This window comes from Methylobacterium litchii (genome assembly GCF_038442315.1).
Taxonomy (GTDB): Bacteria; Pseudomonadota; Alphaproteobacteria; order Rhizobiales; family Beijerinckiaceae; genus Methylobacterium; species Methylobacterium litchii.
Genome location: NZ_JBBXMY010000001.1, coordinates 390,404 through 404,473, shown reverse-complemented (window position 1 = coordinate 404,473; position 14,070 = coordinate 390,404). Strand labels below are relative to the sequence as shown.

Here is a 14,070-nt window from a genome sequence, read left to right as displayed (position 1 = left end):
TTCGCTCATTCACATTGAACCGATCGTTTGCATTGCAGCGAAAACGCGTCGCGGGCGGCACGCCGCGCCATCAGGAAGGCGGTCGCGTCCGCGACGTCCGGCGCGGCGGCCTCGCGCACGTCGCGGGGCGTCAGGCCGAGCCGGGCGAGATCGGCCTCGCCCGTGGCGGTGAGGCGGTAGAGGACGCGGCGGTTCATCGCGGAGCGGCCGAATTCCTCGCGCAGCCCCGCCGCGATCCGATCCCATGCCCTGCGCCAACGCTCCGCCACCATGGCCGTCTCCTCTCGCGACAACGAGGCGCCAGGATGCGGCCAACGCCCTGGGCAAGACAGGGACGATTTCGTACGGTTCGCCCGAATTGTCCGGGCGAAGGACCAGTACGGATGAGCCTCGCAGATCAAGTCGGCCGGACGGAGGCCGTCGCCGCCGGCATCCGCCAGCGCATCGCCGCGCGGGCACTGCCCCCCGGCGCGCGCATCCCGTCGGTGCGCGCCCAGGCCGAGGCGATGGGCGTGTCGAAATCGACGGTGGTGGAGGCCTATGAGCGCCTCGCCGCCGAGGGCGCCATCGTCTCGCGCCCCGGCTCGGGCTTCTACGTGGCGGGCAAGACGAGGCCCCTCTGCCTGAAGGCGATGGGGCCGGAGCTCGACCGAGCGGTCGAGCCGCTCTGGCTCGCCAAGCAATCGGCGCTCGCCGGCTCGACCATGATGACGCCGGGAGGCGGCAACCTGCCGGAGAGTTGGCTGCCCGACGAGGCGGTGCGGCGGGGCCTGCGGGCGGTGGCCCGCGCCGAGACCGCCATGCTCACCCGCTACGACCAGCCCCTCGGCTACGGCCCACTGCGGGCGCTGATCGCCCGGCGTGGCGCCGAGAAGGGCGTCGTGGCCGACCCGGACCAGATCGTCCTCGTGGATTCCGCGACGCAGGCGCTGGACCTGATCGGCCGGTTCCTGCTCCAGCCGGGCGACACGGTGCTGGTGGACGATCCCTGCTACTTCAACTTCGTCGCCCTGCTGCGGGCGCAGCGCGCGACGGTGATCGGCGTGCCGATGACGCCGGAGGGGCCGGACCTCGCGGCGCTCGCCACGCTCCTCGCGGAGCATCGGCCGCGCTTCTACCTGACGAACTCGGCGTTGCAGAACCCGACCGGCACGAGCCTCCTTCCGGCCACGGCCCACCGCATCCTACGCCTGTGCGAGGCGCACGAGACCCTGGTGGTGGAGGACGAGATCTTCGGCGATCTCGAACCCGATGCGGCGCCGCGCCTCGCCGGGTTCGACGGGTTCGAGCGGGTGATCCAGATCGGCGGCTTCTCGAAGACGCTGACCGCCGCCGCCCGCTGCGGCTGGATCGCCCTGCGGCAGGATTGGGTGGAATCCCTGGTCGACCTGAAGCTCGCGCTGAGCCTCGGCAACGGCCATGTCTGCGCCGCCCTGGCCCACGGCCTCCTGACCGACGGCAGCTACCGCCGCACCGTGGCCGAGACCCGCCGGAGGCTGGCGGGGGCGATGGCGCAGGTTTCCCGCGATTTGTCAGGCTGCGGCTTGCGGATCTGGGCCGAGCCGCGCGGCGGCTACTTCCTCTGGATGCACCTGACGGACGGGCGCGACGCCGCCGACGTCGCCCGCCGCGCCCTCTCGCGCAACATGCTGCTCGCCCCCGGCGTGGTGTTCAGCCCCTCCGGCGGCTGGCGGGACTTCCTGCGCTTCAACGTCGGCCATTGCGCCGACCCGCGGGTGATGGAAGGCCTGCGGGCGGTGCTGGGGTAAAGCCCTACCAGACCAGCCGCTCGATCACCGCGTCGGGATGCACCGCCTGCCGGCCGAGCCATTCGGCGATGTCGCCGAGGGTGTGGTGGTCCGCCGTGACGCCGAGTTCCTCCGCGTGGATGCCTCGGGCGACGAGGAGGCTCGCGATGCCGAAGGCGCTCGCCCCGGCGATGTCGGTGCGGATGGCGTCGCCGATGGCGATGACGCGGCCCTTGTCGTCGGGCGGGCCGCCGTCGAGGGAGGCGGCGACCGCAAGGGCTGCCTCGTAGACCGGCCGGTGCGGCTTGCCGGCATAGACCACCGCGCCACCGAGATCGGCGTAGGCGGCGGCGAGCAGGCCGGCGCAGGGGATCAGCCGGTTGCCGCTCTCGACCACGAGGTCGGGGTTGGCGCAGATCATCGTCAGGCCGCGCGTCGCGAGGCGGGTGAGTTCGTCCCGGTAATCGTCGGGCGTCTCGGCGCGGTCGTCGAACAGGCCCGTGCAGACGACGAGGTCGGCCTCACCCTCCGGCACGAGGGTGATATCGAGGTCCTTGAACACGCCGAGGTCGCGCTCGGGCCCGAGATGCCGGATCTGCGCGCCGGGCCGGGCCGCGATCAGTTCGCGGGTGAGGTCCCCGGAGGTGAGGATCGCGTCGTAGGCCTCGCGCGGGACGCCGAACCGGTCGAGGATCCGCCCGACGCCGTCCCCCGGACGGGGGGCGTTCGAGACCAGCACCACCCGCCGCCGCCGTGGGCCCGGCAGGGCACGGAAGCGGATCAGCGCCTCGCCCGCCGCGACATGCGCCTTCTGGCCGTCATGGAGCACGCCCCAGACGTCGCAGAGGATCAGGTCGCGCTCCTCCGCGATTCCGGACAGGCCGGCGAGGGTGGGGATCGGCGCGGTCATCGAACAATCCTGGTCGTTGGCATCACTGGGACTTCGCCAGCGTGTGCTCGGCGAAGAAGTCGAGCATCGCCCGCGAGGCATCCGGCCCCTCCGGGTCGGTGTAGGAGCCTTCCGGCTTTCCGCCCGACCACGCATGGCCGGCGCCCCGGATGCGCCAATCCTCCACGACGACCCGACCCTGGCGGTCGGTGAAGCGGGTGCGGGTGAAGGGATGGCCGCCGAAGCGGTCGCTCGCCCCCTCGAACCGCTCCGCGCTCGCGGCGAGGCCGGCGGCCTCGGCCTGTGCAAGGATCTGGTCGGCGTTGCGCACGCTCACCGTGTTGTCCTCCATGCCGTGGAAGACGATGGTGGGGATGCGCTTGTTCGCGACCGGGGCGCCGAAGCTCGGCCCGGTGCCGAGGCCGGGGGCGCCGACCTGCATCGCCATCAGCGCCGAGCCGAGGTCGCGGGCGCAGCCGGCCGCGAGGCCCGAATGCACGCCCACGGCGGCGTAGAGGTCCGGATAGGCATGGGCGATGTTGAGTGCCGCCGCACCCCCCGCCGACATGCCCGCGATGTAGACCCGCGCCGGATCGATCGGATAGGCCTCCATGATCGCGCGGGTGATGCCCGCGATGATCGCCGGCTCGCCGCTCTCACGGCTCTGGTCGCTCGGATCGTACCACTTCCAGCATTTCTGCGGGTGGGCCGACCGGCTCTGCGCCGGATAGGCCACGAACAGCCCCAGGCGCTCGGCCAGCACGTTCATGCCGGTGCCGGCGGCGAAATCGTCCGGGTTCTGGGTGCAGCCGTGCAGCATCACCACGAGGGGTGCAGGCGTCTGCGGGCTACTCGGCACGAAGAGCTTGTAGTCCCGCGACCCGGCGGCGACCGCGTGGCTGCGGGGCAGGAAGGCGCCAGGTCCGCCGGCATTGCCGCCGCTGCTCCGCTCCGGGGCCGGGGCGGGCTGGCGGTGGCCGAGGCCCTTCAGCACGGGCGCGATGCCGCGCACCACAGTCTCCACCACCTCGCGGACGCGCAGGGCGGGCGACGGCTCGGCGGCGCCGTGACGATGGGGTGTCGGGGTCTGCGATCCGCCGCGCCCGGTGAGGGTGCGCTGGATGAGGGCGGTCGCCTCCTCCAGCCGGCCGAGGCCGGTGAGGCGGGTCGCCTCCGCGAGATCGGAGAGGGGATCGCCGGAGGAACGCTTCCCGGACTTGGGGTCGAACTTGCCGAAGATGTCGGACATGGGGGTCGCCTCGTCTCGGGTTGCGGTCAGCGCAGGCGGTCGGCCAGCGCCGCACGAACGGCAGGGCTGGCCTGAAGGCTGCCCAGCACGGTCAACGTGCCGATGGTCTCGCGGGCGAGTTCGGGGGTGACGTCGGGCCCGATCATGGCGAGCCCGAGGACACGGATGTCGAGCATCCGCCCCTCGGCACGGGCCGCCTCGAGGTCGGCCCGCCCGATCCGGCAGAGGCCCAGCTCGACGCTGCGGCGCTCCACCGATTGCTTGGTGATGTCGGAATGGCGCCCGATCTGGTTGCGGATCGCCGTGCGGATGAAATCGCTGCGGTTGGCATAGACGCCCTCCGCGACGAGCAGGTCCACATAGCCCAGATCGACATGGCCAAGGTTGATCGTGATCTTCTCGCTGTCCGGCACCCGCGTGCCGGCCAGCCCCTGGCCCTGTGCCATCGCTGACTCTCTACCATCCGTGTGGATGGTATATAGAGGGTCAATTTTGCATTGCAATAGAAGCCCACCGCATTGCAGCATCCGGGCGCGGCTCAGGCCGGGTCGGCGGCCCCGATGTAATCCGACCAGATCGCGTTGGCGCCGAGACCGGCGCGGAAGGCATCGTGGCGCTCGCGTTCGGCATCGGTGAGGCGGCTGCGGAAGGCGCGCGGGGCAGGCCCTCCGAGACTGGGCAGGTCGGCGGACGCGGGCGCGGCGGCCTCCGCGACGAGGAGGCCGAGGCTCGTCTGCTTGCCGCCGAGCAACTCGACATAGACCTCGGCGAGGATCTGCGCGTCGAGGAGCGCCCCGTGCTTGGTGCGGCGGGAATTGTCGATGCCGTAGCGGGAGCAGAGGGCATCGAGGTTGTTGGCCGCGCCCGGATGCTTGCGCCGGGCCATGGGCAGGGTGTCGACCACGTCTTCCAGCCGGATCGGCGGTGGGGCCTCGGCGCCGAGCCGGGCGTATTCCATGTTGAGGAAGCCAACGTCGAACGGGGCGTTGTGGATGACGAGGCGGGCGTCACCCAGGAAGTCGAGGAGGTCGGGCACGATCTTGGCGAAGACCGGCTTGTCGGCGAGGAACGCGTCCGACAAGCCGTGCACCCCGAAGGCACCCTCGGAGACTGCCCGCTGCGGGTTGACGTAGCAGTGGAAGGTGCGGCCGGTGGGAATGTGGTTGAACAGCTCCACGGCGCCGATCTCGATGAGGCGGTCGCCGTTCTGGGCTTCGGTGCCGGTGGTCTCGGTGTCGAGGACGATCTCGCGCAGCATTCTGTCTGGCCCTGCCGGTCGGGCAGAGACCCTACGCCTTTCCGGGAATGGGAGCCACCGGCGGTGAGGCGGTCAGGTCCGCCACGATCCGCGCCACGGCCGCTTCCGCCGCCGGAAAGCCGCTCCCGGTGTCGATGACGTAATCGGCCCGCGCCCTCTTCTCCGCGTCCGGCATCTGCTTGGCGAGGATCGCCGCGAAGGCCGCCTCGGTCATGCCGGGGCGGGCGAGGACGCGGTCGCGCTGGATCGCGGCCGGGGCACTCACCACCGCGACGGCGTCGCAGCGCCCCTCGCCACCGGTCTCGTAGAGGAGCGGGATGTCGAGGACGACGAGCGGTGCCCCCGCGTGCCGGGCGAGGAACGCCTCGGATTCCCGCCGCACCAGCGGATGGACGAGGGATTCGAGCTGCTTGAGCCGCGTTGCGTCCCCGAGCACCGCTTCCCGCAGGGCTGCGCGGTCGACGCCGCCCTGCGCGTCGAGTGTTCCGGGAAACTCGCGCCCGATGGCCTCAGCCGCCGCCCCGCCCGGCCCGTAGAGGGTGTGGACCGCCGCGTCGGCGTCGTGGACCGGCACGCCGCGCTGGGCGAACAGGGCGGCGGTCGCCGACTTGCCCATGCCGATGGAGCCGGTGAGCCCCAGGACGAAGGGCTTGCCGCTCACGGCCGGAGATCCGCGACGATGAGATCGCGCAAGGCCGCCGTCACCTGCGGGCGCGTACCGAACCACGCCGCGAAGCCCGGCACCGCCTGGTGCAGCAGCATCCCGAGCCCGTCGACCGCCGCAAGCCCCCGCCGCCGTGCGGCGGCGAGGAGGTCGGTCTCCAGGGGCGCATAGACGATGTCCGCCACCGCCGCCCCGGCCGGGAGGGGCGCGAGGTCGATGTCGAGGGCCGGCTGGCCCTTCATGCCGAGCGAGGTCGTGTTCACGAGGAGCCCCGCCCCCTCCAGCGCGGCGGGCAGGTCGTCCCAGGCCAGCGGCTGGGCGATGCCCGGCGCGAGGGCGGCGACCGCCTCGGCCCGGGCCGGCGTACGGTTCGCGACGCGGATGCGGGCGACGCCGCGCTCCGCGAGGCCGACCACGATGGCCCGCGCCGCACCGCCCGCGCCGAGGATCACCGCCTCGCCGCGCTGCGGCCATGCGGGGCCGAGGCTCTGGTCGAGATGGGCGCAGAAGCCCGGCGCGTCGGTGTTGTCGCCGTGGACCCGGCCGTCGCCGCCGACGACGAGGGTGTTCACCGCACCGATGCGCTGGGCCCGATCCGTCAGCGTGTCGGCCAGCGCGAAGGCGGCTTCCTTGTGCGGGATGGTGACGTTGCCCCCCGCGAAGCCCGATCCGGGCAGGCCGCGCAGGAAGGCGGGAAAGTCGGCCGGCGGCACGTCGATCCGCTCGTAGGAACCGCTGATGCCGTGCTCGGCGAGCCAATGTCCGTGGATCAGCGGCGAGCGCGAATGGGCGATAGGATGCCCGGTGACGAAGGCCCGGATCATGCCGCGCAGGCTCCGGCGAGGCGGCAATCGGGCCCGCCCGCCTCCTCGATCTGAAGGGTGGCGTGCCCGATGCCGAACCGCGCGCGCAGGCCCTCGCAGGTTTCCACGAGGAAGCCGTTGCCGGGATGCCCCTGCGCCATCACCAGATGGGCGGTGAGCGCGACGCTCGTCGTGCTCATCGACCAGATGTGGAGGTCGTGCAGGTCCGACACACCGGGGCGCTCGCGCAGGAACCCCTCGACGACGGCGGGGGAGATCTGTGGCGGTACCGCGTTCAGGGACATGGCGACGCTGTCGCGCAGGAGTCCCCAGGTCGCCCAGACCACGAGGCCCGCCACGACGAGGCTGACCGCCGGATCGATCCAGGCTTGGCCGGTCATCCAGATGACGAGGCCCGCCACCACCACGCCGGCCGAGACCGCCGCGTCCGCCGCCATGTGCAGGAAGGCGCCCCTTATGTTGATGTCGTCCTTTGCGCCGCTCGCGAACAGCCACGCCGTGATCCCGTTCACGAGGATGCCGATGGCGGCCACCACCATCACCGTCCCCCCCGCCACCGGCTCCGGGTGGACGAGGCGCACCACCGCCTCCCACATCACCGCCCCCATGGCGATCAGCAGGAACACGGCGTTGAACAGCGCCGCCAGGATCGAGGAGCCGCGCAGCCCGTAGGTGAAGCGGGCCGTCCGCTGGCGGCGCACCAGCACCGAGGCGACCCAGGCCGCGACGAGGCCGAGCACGTCGGACAGGTTGTGGCCCGCATCGGCCACGAGGGACATCGCGTTGGCGGCGTAGCCGTAGCCGGCCTCCACCACCACGAAGACCGTGTTCAGGGCAATGCCGAGGGCGAAGGCCGTGCCGAAATGCTTCGGCGCATGGGAATGGCCTCCATGGGAATGGCCCGCGTGGCTATGGCCGTCGTGGCCATGGCTCCCATGCGAATGGTCGTGTCCTGCCAAGGATCGGTCCCCCTCGTCCTAGAAGCGCAGCAGGCCGGCGTCCCGCAGCCGGGCGAGCAGCGGCATCAGCGGCAGGCCGAGGACCGTGCTGTGGTCGCCCTCCACCCGCGCGAACAGGTGGATGCCCGGCCCTTCGAGCTGGTAGCCGCCGACGCTGGCACGGACCCGCGCCTCGCCCGCACAGGCGAGGTAGGCCTCGATGGCCTCCGCTGCGAGGGGGCGCATCGTCATCCGTGCTGTCTCGACGAAGAGATCGGTCCGCCCGTCCCGCACCAGGGCGACGGCGGAATGCAGCGCATGGGTGCGCCCCGCGAGACGGGCCAGATGCTCCCGTGCGGCATCCAGGTCGGCGGGCTTGTGGAACACCATGCCGTCGAGGGCGAGCACCTGATCGGCGCCGATCACCACCCGGTCGGGATGGCGGGCGGCGACCGCCTCGGCCTTGGCGCGGGCCAACGCCTGCGCGAGTTCGACGGGCGAGAGGCCGGCGGAGGCCACCTCCACCGCGCGCTCGTCGACGCCGGGCGATTCTGTCTCGACGGGCAGGGCCGCGCTGTCGAGGAGCAGCCGCCGTGTCGCGCTGGTCGAGGCGAGGAGGAGCGGCGCCGAGCCGAGCCAGGGGGAGGTCATCGTCCCAGTGTCACGGAACGCTTCGCTGCCGCAAGGGGATGAGCCGTGCTGTGCGACGCGCCCCACCGCCGGATTCGAACCGGGCAGCGGGGCTGTCGCTGGGGTCGTTACGCCACCTGACCCCTGCGCAGACCTTGGCAGGAATCGGTTAGCCGAATGTCAACGCGACCGGCGCGAAAGGCCGGGAACCGGCATGTCGCTGATCACATGCCGCTCGGCGATGGCGGTGTTGATCTCCCAGAGGAGAAGGTCGGCGGCGAGCCGGAGGGCGCCGTGGCCCGTCCGGCCTAGGGACGTGCGAAGCTGCACCGCGAGGTCGGCCGCCTCCGCCAGCGGATCGGACGGGACCGTGGGCGCCGCCATCGGCGGTTGCCGCACCGTCAGGACGGCGCTCTGGCTCGGGATCGGCCCCGACCAGGCATGGAGGTCGGTGACGTCGACCAGCACGCCCCGGCCGGTCATCACGCCGCCCTCGCCGAGCGCGTACTGGCCGCGGCACTGGATCCAGCGGATGTCGCCCGCCGCATCGATGACCCGGAATTCGCTCAGGAAGGGACCGCCGTTGCGCGTCACGTCCAGATGGATCTCGCGCATCACGTCGCGATCCTCCCCCTGGAGGCGGCTCATCACCTCCTCCAGATGGACGGGCTGGCCGGGGCTGTAGCCCTCGACCTTCATCATCGCCGTCGCCTGCGCGTCGAGCGTCGCGAGTCCGGTGCTCGCATCGACCTGCCACAGCCCGACAACGTCACTGACCGTCGGCGATTCCGTCTGACGGCTCACCCGCATTCCCATCGATCGCCCCCCACAAACTGTGGCCCGGGGAAAGCATTTAGTGAGTCTTAACCGCTAGACAAGCCGTTCGTACCAAAGTCCACATCAAACTTAGGTGTTCATCGAGTCGAAGAAGTCAGTGTTCGTTTTCGTCTGACGGAGCTTGTCCAGCAAGAATTCAATCGCATCAGTGACGCCCATCGGGTTGAGGATGCGGCGCAGCACGTAGGTCTTCTTAAGAGAATCCGGCGGGACGAGAAGTTCTTCCTTCCGGGTGCCCGACCGGGTGATGTCGATGGCGGGGAAGATTCTTTTATCGGAGACCTTCCGATCGAGAATAATCTCCGAGTTACCGGTGCCCTTGAACTCCTCGAAGATCACCTCGTCCATGCGCGAGCCGGTGTCGATCAGCGCCGTGGCGATGATGGAGAGCGAGCCGCCCTCCTCGATGTTGCGGGCGGCGCCGAAGAAGCGCTTCGGCCGCTGCAGGGCGTTGGCATCGACACCGCCGGTCAGCACCTTGCCGGAGGACGGCACCACCGTGTTGTAGGCGCGGCCGAGGCGGGTGATCGAATCGAGCAGGATGACCACGTCGCGGCCATGCTCCACGAGGCGCTTGGCCTTCTCGATCACCATCTCGGCGACCTGCACGTGGCGGGTGGCCGGCTCGTCGAAGGTGGAGGCGATGACCTCGCCCTTCACCGAGCGCTGCATGTCGGTGACCTCCTCCGGCCGCTCGTCGATGAGCAGCACGATGAGGTAGCACTCGGGGTGGTTGAGGGTGATGGACTGCGCGATGTTCTGCATCAGCACGGTCTTACCCGTGCGCGGCGGCGCCACGATCAGGGCGCGCTGGCCCTTCCCGATCGGGGCCACGATGTCGATGATGCGGGGCGAGAAGTCCTTCTTGGTGGGGTTGTCCAGCTCGAGCTTGAACCGCTTCGTGGGGAAGAGCGGCGTCAGGTTGTCGAAATGGACCTTGTGCTTGATCTTCTCAGGGTTCTCGAAATTGATCGTATTGACCTTGAGGAGCGCGAAATAGCGCTCGCCGTCCTTCGGGCCGCGGATCGGCCCCTCGACGGTGTCGCCGGTCCGCAGGCCGAACCGGCGGATCTGGGTCGGCGAGATGTAGATGTCGTCCGGCCCCGGCAGGTAGTTCGAGTCGCTGGAGCGCAGGAAGCCGAAGCCGTCCTGCAGCACCTCGACGGTGCCGGCGCCGATGATCTCGACATCCTTCGAAGCGAGCTGCTTCAGGATGGCGAACATCAGCTCCTGCTTGCGCATGGTCGAGGCGTTCTCGACCTCGACCTCCTCGGCGAAGGCGGTGAGCTCGGTCGGCGTCTTGGCCTTGAGTTCGGAGAGCTTCACCTCGCGCATGCCCTCGAGGGCGGCGATGGGAGTCTCGGCCGGCTCAACGGTCTCAAGATCGGCGAGGGCGTCGGAGTCTGGCGTCATGGAGTGTATAAGACCGACGAAGGGACGGGACAGGGAGGTCGGTTTCGCGCCAAACGCCCCGGGGAGAGGCGCCGGAGGGCGGGCCGCACCGCGGCGTGAAGCCCGTACATCGACTTTGGCGGACCGTCTTGGCAGGACCCTGAAGGCTCACCGGCGCGCTACGGCGCTGACCTTGTGAGGAGGGCAAGGCTTACTTACCGTGTTTTCGCCGCAGGCTCAAGGGGCTCCCGCCTGCAGGCCTCGGCGGCGCCGGGAACCCCTCCCCCGCGCGCCCGTTCCCCCTGCCGTTCACCGCGCCGCAGCGAAGGCCGTGCGGGAGCCTTCGCCCCGACCGGCGACAGGATTGCGAAAGACCTTTTCCATGCTCGACGACGCCACCGGCCGCACCATCGTCACCCATGAACCGCGCCGGGTCCCGTGGCTCGACATCGTGTTCGGCTTCGGGCCGATGGTGCCGATCGCGGCGGGCGCCGCCGCCGCGTGGTGGCTCCAGGGCGAGCCCCTCGACTACCTCGCGATCCTCGTGACGCTGCTCTACGCGGCCTCGATCCTGTGCTTCCTGGCCGGCGTGCACCGGGGCGTCAGCTTCCGCACCGAGGGCGGCCCGCGCCTGTCGCAGATGGTCACGATGCTCGTCCTCTACGGGCTCGGCCTCGGGAGCCTCATCACCGTCGTGACGGGCAAGGTCGTCCTCGGCCTGTCCATGCTGATCCTCGGCTACGCGCTGGTGGCCATCCTCGACCCGCTGGAGGCCCGCAGCGGCAGCGTGCCCCTGGCCCATGCCCGCCTGCGGCCGATCCAGATGCCGATCGCCGTGGTGAGCCTCGCGGTGCTGCTCTGGATCAAGCTCAACGCCCCCTACTGACGGGCCGCGCTTGCCGCTTCCCGACCGCCTGCGCTAGAGCCGGCCGGGAGAAGCCCCCCTCGGGGCGCGGCGAAAAGCGAAACGAATCACAGCCATGTCGAAGGGCGAAAACCGGGCCGACACCCTGAAGCCCCGCCTGCCCCGCGGCTTCGTGGACCGCCGCGCGGGCGAGATCGCCGCGCAGGCGCGGATGCTGGAGACGATCCGGACGAGCTTCGAACTCTACGGGTTCGAGGCGCTGGAGACGCCCTTCGTCGAGTACACCGAGGCGCTGGGCAAGTTCCTGCCCGACCTCGACCGGCCGAATGCCGGCGTGTTCTCCTTCCAGGACGACGACGAGGCGTGGCTGTCGCTCCGCTACGACCTGACCGCGCCGCTGGCCCGGTTCGTGGCCGAGAACTTCGATTCCCTGCCCAAGCCCTATCGCAGCTTCCGCAACGGCTATGTCTTCCGCAACGAGAAGCCGGGGCCGGGCCGCTTCCGCCAGTTCATGCAGTTCGACGCGGACATCGTCGGCGCGCCGACCGTGGCGGGCGATGCCGAGATCTGCATGCTGATGGCCGACACCCTGAACCGCCTCGGGCTGGCCGGGCAGTTCGTGGTGAAGGTCAACAACCGCAAGGTGCTTGACGGGGTGATGGAGGCCGCCGGCCTCGCGGGCGCCGACAAGGCCGGACAGCGCCTCACCGTGCTGCGGGCCATCGACAAGCTCGACCGCCTCGGCGTCGACGGCGTGCGCGACCTCCTCGGGCGCGGTCGCAAGGACGAGAGCGGCGACTTCACCAAGGGCGCCGGCCTCGACGAGGCGGCGGCCGAGCGCATCCTCGCCTACGTCTCCCTTCAGGCGGATCCAGGCGAGGGTGCCGACCGGGTGGCGTTCTGGGAACGGTTCTTCGAGGGCTGGCACGCGGCGGTGGGCGAGTCCGAGACCGGCCGCGAGGGCATCGCGGAGTTGCACGCGATGATGCGCCTCTGCGGGGCGGCGGGCTACGGCCACGACGTGATCCGCGCCGACCCGAGCGTGGTGCGCGGCCTCGAATATTACACCGGCCCGGTCTACGAGGCCGAACTGACCTTCCCCGTCACCAACGAGGACGGGCAGGTGGTGCGCTTCGGTTCGGTGGCCGGCGGCGGACGCTACGATGGGCTCGTCGGACGCTTCCGCACCGAGCCCGTGCCGGCGACCGGCTTCTCCATCGGCGTCTCGCGGCTGTTCTCGGCCCTGCAACTGGTGAAGAGCCCGCTGCTCGCCGGAACCGAGGCCCCCGGCCCGGTGGTGGTGCTCGTCCTCGACCGCGAGAACATGGCCGATTACCAGCGCCTCGTCGCCCTCCTGCGGGCGGACGGCATCAAGGCCGAGCTCTACCTCGGCACCGCCGGCATGAAGGCGCAGATGAAATACGCCGACCGCCGCAAGGCGCCGGTGGCGATCATCCAGGGCTCCAACGAGCGCGTGGCCGGCGAGGTCCAGATCAAGGACCTGATCGAGGGCGCCCGCGCCGCCGAAAACATCGCCAGCAACGCCGAGTGGAAGGCCGCCCGCCCGGCCCAGTTCTCCTGCGCGGAGATGGACATGGTGGCCGAGGTCCGCGCCGTGCTGGCGCGGCATTTCTCGGCTGTGCAGGGGTGAGTCTCATGACCGACCGCATGCCGGACCTCCCGGCCGAGGCCCTCACCGATGGGCAGCGGGAGGCCGCCGCCGCGTTCCAGGCCGAGCGCGGCGTGCCGGTCTTCGGGCCGTTCACGCCGCTGCTGCGCAGCCCCGAGATGATGCAGTGCGCGAGCCGGATGGGGCTCTACCTGCGCTACAACAGCATCCTGCCCCTGCGGATCAGCGAGTTCGCGATCCTGATCGTCGCGCGGGAATGGAGCCAGCAGGTGGAGTGGCACATCCACCACCCCATCGCCCTCAAGGCCGGCGTCGCCCCCGAGACGGCCGCCGCCCTCGCGGAAGGACGACGCCCGACCACGATGAGCGAGGACGAGGCCCTGGCCTACGATTTCTCCCTCGAACTGCAGCGCAACCGCGCGGTGAGCGACCCGACCTACGCGGCCCTCGTCGCCCGGTTCGGGGAGCAGGGCGCGATCGATCTCACCGGCATCAACGGCTACTACGCGCTCCTCGCCATGACGATGAATGTCGCCCGCACGGCCCTGCCGGAGGGCGCCCCGCGCCCGCTGCCGCCGCTGGTGCCGTGACGCCCCCGCTTGTGGCGGCGGCCGCTTCGGTCTAACCCCCGCCATCCTTCTTCCTCCGGCCGGACGAGAGCCATGGTCGCCCATACCCGCGCCGACGCTGCGCGCCGCCCCGCCGACCCCAGCGTCGCCGGAGCCCGCATCCTCGTCGTCGAAGCCCGCTATTACGACGGCCTCGCCGACGAACTCCTGGCCGGCGCCCGCGCCGCCATCGAGGCCGCCGGGGCGCAGGCCCATGTCGTCACCGTGCCCGGCGCCCTGGAGATCCCCGCCGCCGTCGCCATCCTCCACGAGACCGGCGCCTACGACGCCGTGGTGACGCTGGGCTGCGTGATCCGTGGCGAGACCGGCCATTACGACATCGTCGCCGGGGAGAGCGCCCGCGCCCTCATGGACCTGTCGGTCGAGCGGCACATTCCGCTCGGCAACGGCATCCTGACCGTCGAGAACGAGGAGCAGGCCTGGGCCCGCGCCCGCGTCTCCGAGCAGGACAAGGGCGGCGGCGCGGCCGAGGCGGCGCTGGCGGTGCTGGCGATCAAGCGGGCGGCGGCGCGATGAC

At 70.9% G+C, this 14,070-nt stretch carries 16 protein-coding genes; 5 read left to right on the top strand and 11 right to left on the bottom strand.

Annotated features, from left to right (window positions below):
- Positions 1–5: 5 nt before the first annotated feature.
- A complete protein-coding gene (locus tag AAHF99_RS02045; RefSeq protein WP_342162442.1) occupies positions 6–272 on the bottom strand; it encodes a hypothetical protein in 267 nt (88 codons plus the stop codon).
- Positions 273–383: 111 nt separating this feature from the next.
- Here AAHF99_RS02045 and AAHF99_RS02040 point away from each other — a divergent pair, with 111 nt between their 5' ends.
- A complete protein-coding gene (locus tag AAHF99_RS02040; RefSeq protein WP_342162441.1) occupies positions 384–1,769 on the top strand; it encodes an aminotransferase-like domain-containing protein in 1,386 nt (461 codons plus the stop codon).
- A gap of 4 nt (positions 1,770–1,773) precedes the next feature.
- Here the strand turns inward: AAHF99_RS02040 and AAHF99_RS02035 are convergent, their stop codons facing one another.
- The 10 genes from AAHF99_RS02035 to rho form a co-directional block, all read right to left on the bottom strand.
- Positions 1,774–2,658: a TIGR01459 family HAD-type hydrolase gene (locus AAHF99_RS02035; protein WP_342162440.1), complete on the bottom strand. Its 885-nt coding sequence runs from the start codon at positions 2,656–2,658 to the stop codon at positions 1,774–1,776.
- Between the two features lie 22 nt (positions 2,659–2,680).
- On the bottom strand, positions 2,681–3,886 hold the full coding sequence (locus AAHF99_RS02030; protein ID WP_342162439.1) for an extracellular catalytic domain type 1 short-chain-length polyhydroxyalkanoate depolymerase: 1,206 nt from the start codon (positions 3,884–3,886) through the stop codon (positions 2,681–2,683).
- 26 nt (positions 3,887–3,912) lie between these two features.
- Positions 3,913–4,332: a CopG family transcriptional regulator gene (locus tag AAHF99_RS02025; protein ID WP_342162438.1), complete on the bottom strand. Its 420-nt coding sequence runs from the start codon at positions 4,330–4,332 to the stop codon at positions 3,913–3,915.
- Positions 4,333–4,424: 92 nt separating this feature from the next.
- Positions 4,425–5,144, bottom strand: coding sequence for a DNA polymerase III subunit epsilon (gene dnaQ, locus AAHF99_RS02020; RefSeq protein ID WP_342162437.1), 720 nt, complete (start codon positions 5,142–5,144; stop codon positions 4,425–4,427).
- Between the two features lie 31 nt (positions 5,145–5,175).
- Complete coding sequence (coaE, locus tag AAHF99_RS02015; protein ID WP_342162436.1) at positions 5,176–5,805, bottom strand: dephospho-CoA kinase; 630 nt, start codon at positions 5,803–5,805, stop codon at positions 5,176–5,178.
- A complete protein-coding gene (locus AAHF99_RS02010) occupies positions 5,802–6,632 on the bottom strand; it encodes a shikimate dehydrogenase (protein ID WP_342162435.1) in 831 nt (276 codons plus the stop codon). Before AAHF99_RS02010 ends, coaE begins: the two co-directional genes overlap by 4 nt.
- On the bottom strand, positions 6,629–7,591 hold the full coding sequence (locus AAHF99_RS02005) for a cation diffusion facilitator family transporter (RefSeq protein ID WP_342162434.1): 963 nt from the start codon (positions 7,589–7,591) through the stop codon (positions 6,629–6,631). Before AAHF99_RS02005 ends, AAHF99_RS02010 begins: the two co-directional genes overlap by 4 nt.
- Positions 7,592–7,609: 18 nt before the next feature.
- A complete protein-coding gene (locus tag AAHF99_RS02000) occupies positions 7,610–8,221 on the bottom strand; it encodes a Maf family protein (protein ID WP_342162433.1) in 612 nt (203 codons plus the stop codon).
- 159 nt (positions 8,222–8,380) lie between these two features.
- The gene (locus tag AAHF99_RS01995; protein WP_243959344.1) at positions 8,381–9,004 is read right to left on the bottom strand and encodes a PAS domain-containing protein; all 624 of its coding nucleotides are present in this window, start codon (positions 9,002–9,004) and stop codon (positions 8,381–8,383) included.
- Between the two features lie 102 nt (positions 9,005–9,106).
- Positions 9,107–10,450 (bottom strand): transcription termination factor Rho, encoded by a 1,344-nt coding sequence (gene rho / locus AAHF99_RS01990; RefSeq protein WP_342162432.1) that lies wholly within the window; start codon positions 10,448–10,450, stop codon positions 9,107–9,109.
- 361 nt (positions 10,451–10,811) lie between these two features.
- Between rho and AAHF99_RS01985 the strand changes: the two genes are divergently transcribed.
- The 4 genes from AAHF99_RS01985 (at position 10,812) to ribH (ending at position 14,069) form a co-directional block, all read left to right on the top strand.
- Positions 10,812–11,315 (top strand): DUF3429 domain-containing protein, encoded by a 504-nt coding sequence (locus AAHF99_RS01985; RefSeq protein WP_342162431.1) that lies wholly within the window; start codon positions 10,812–10,814, stop codon positions 11,313–11,315.
- Positions 11,316–11,409: 94 nt separating this feature from the next.
- Positions 11,410–12,945 carry a histidine--tRNA ligase gene (gene hisS, locus AAHF99_RS01980; protein WP_342162430.1) on the top strand — a complete coding sequence of 512 codons (1,536 nt, stop codon included), beginning with the start codon at positions 11,410–11,412 and terminating at the stop codon, positions 12,943–12,945.
- A gap of 5 nt (positions 12,946–12,950) precedes the next feature.
- The gene (locus tag AAHF99_RS01975) at positions 12,951–13,514 is read left to right on the top strand and encodes a carboxymuconolactone decarboxylase family protein (RefSeq protein WP_342162428.1); all 564 of its coding nucleotides are present in this window, start codon (positions 12,951–12,953) and stop codon (positions 13,512–13,514) included.
- Positions 13,515–13,586: 72 nt separating this feature from the next.
- Positions 13,587–14,069 carry a 6,7-dimethyl-8-ribityllumazine synthase gene (ribH, locus tag AAHF99_RS01970; protein ID WP_243959354.1) on the top strand — a complete coding sequence of 161 codons (483 nt, stop codon included), beginning with the start codon at positions 13,587–13,589 and terminating at the stop codon, positions 14,067–14,069.
- The last annotated feature ends 1 nt before the right edge of the window (position 14,070 follow it).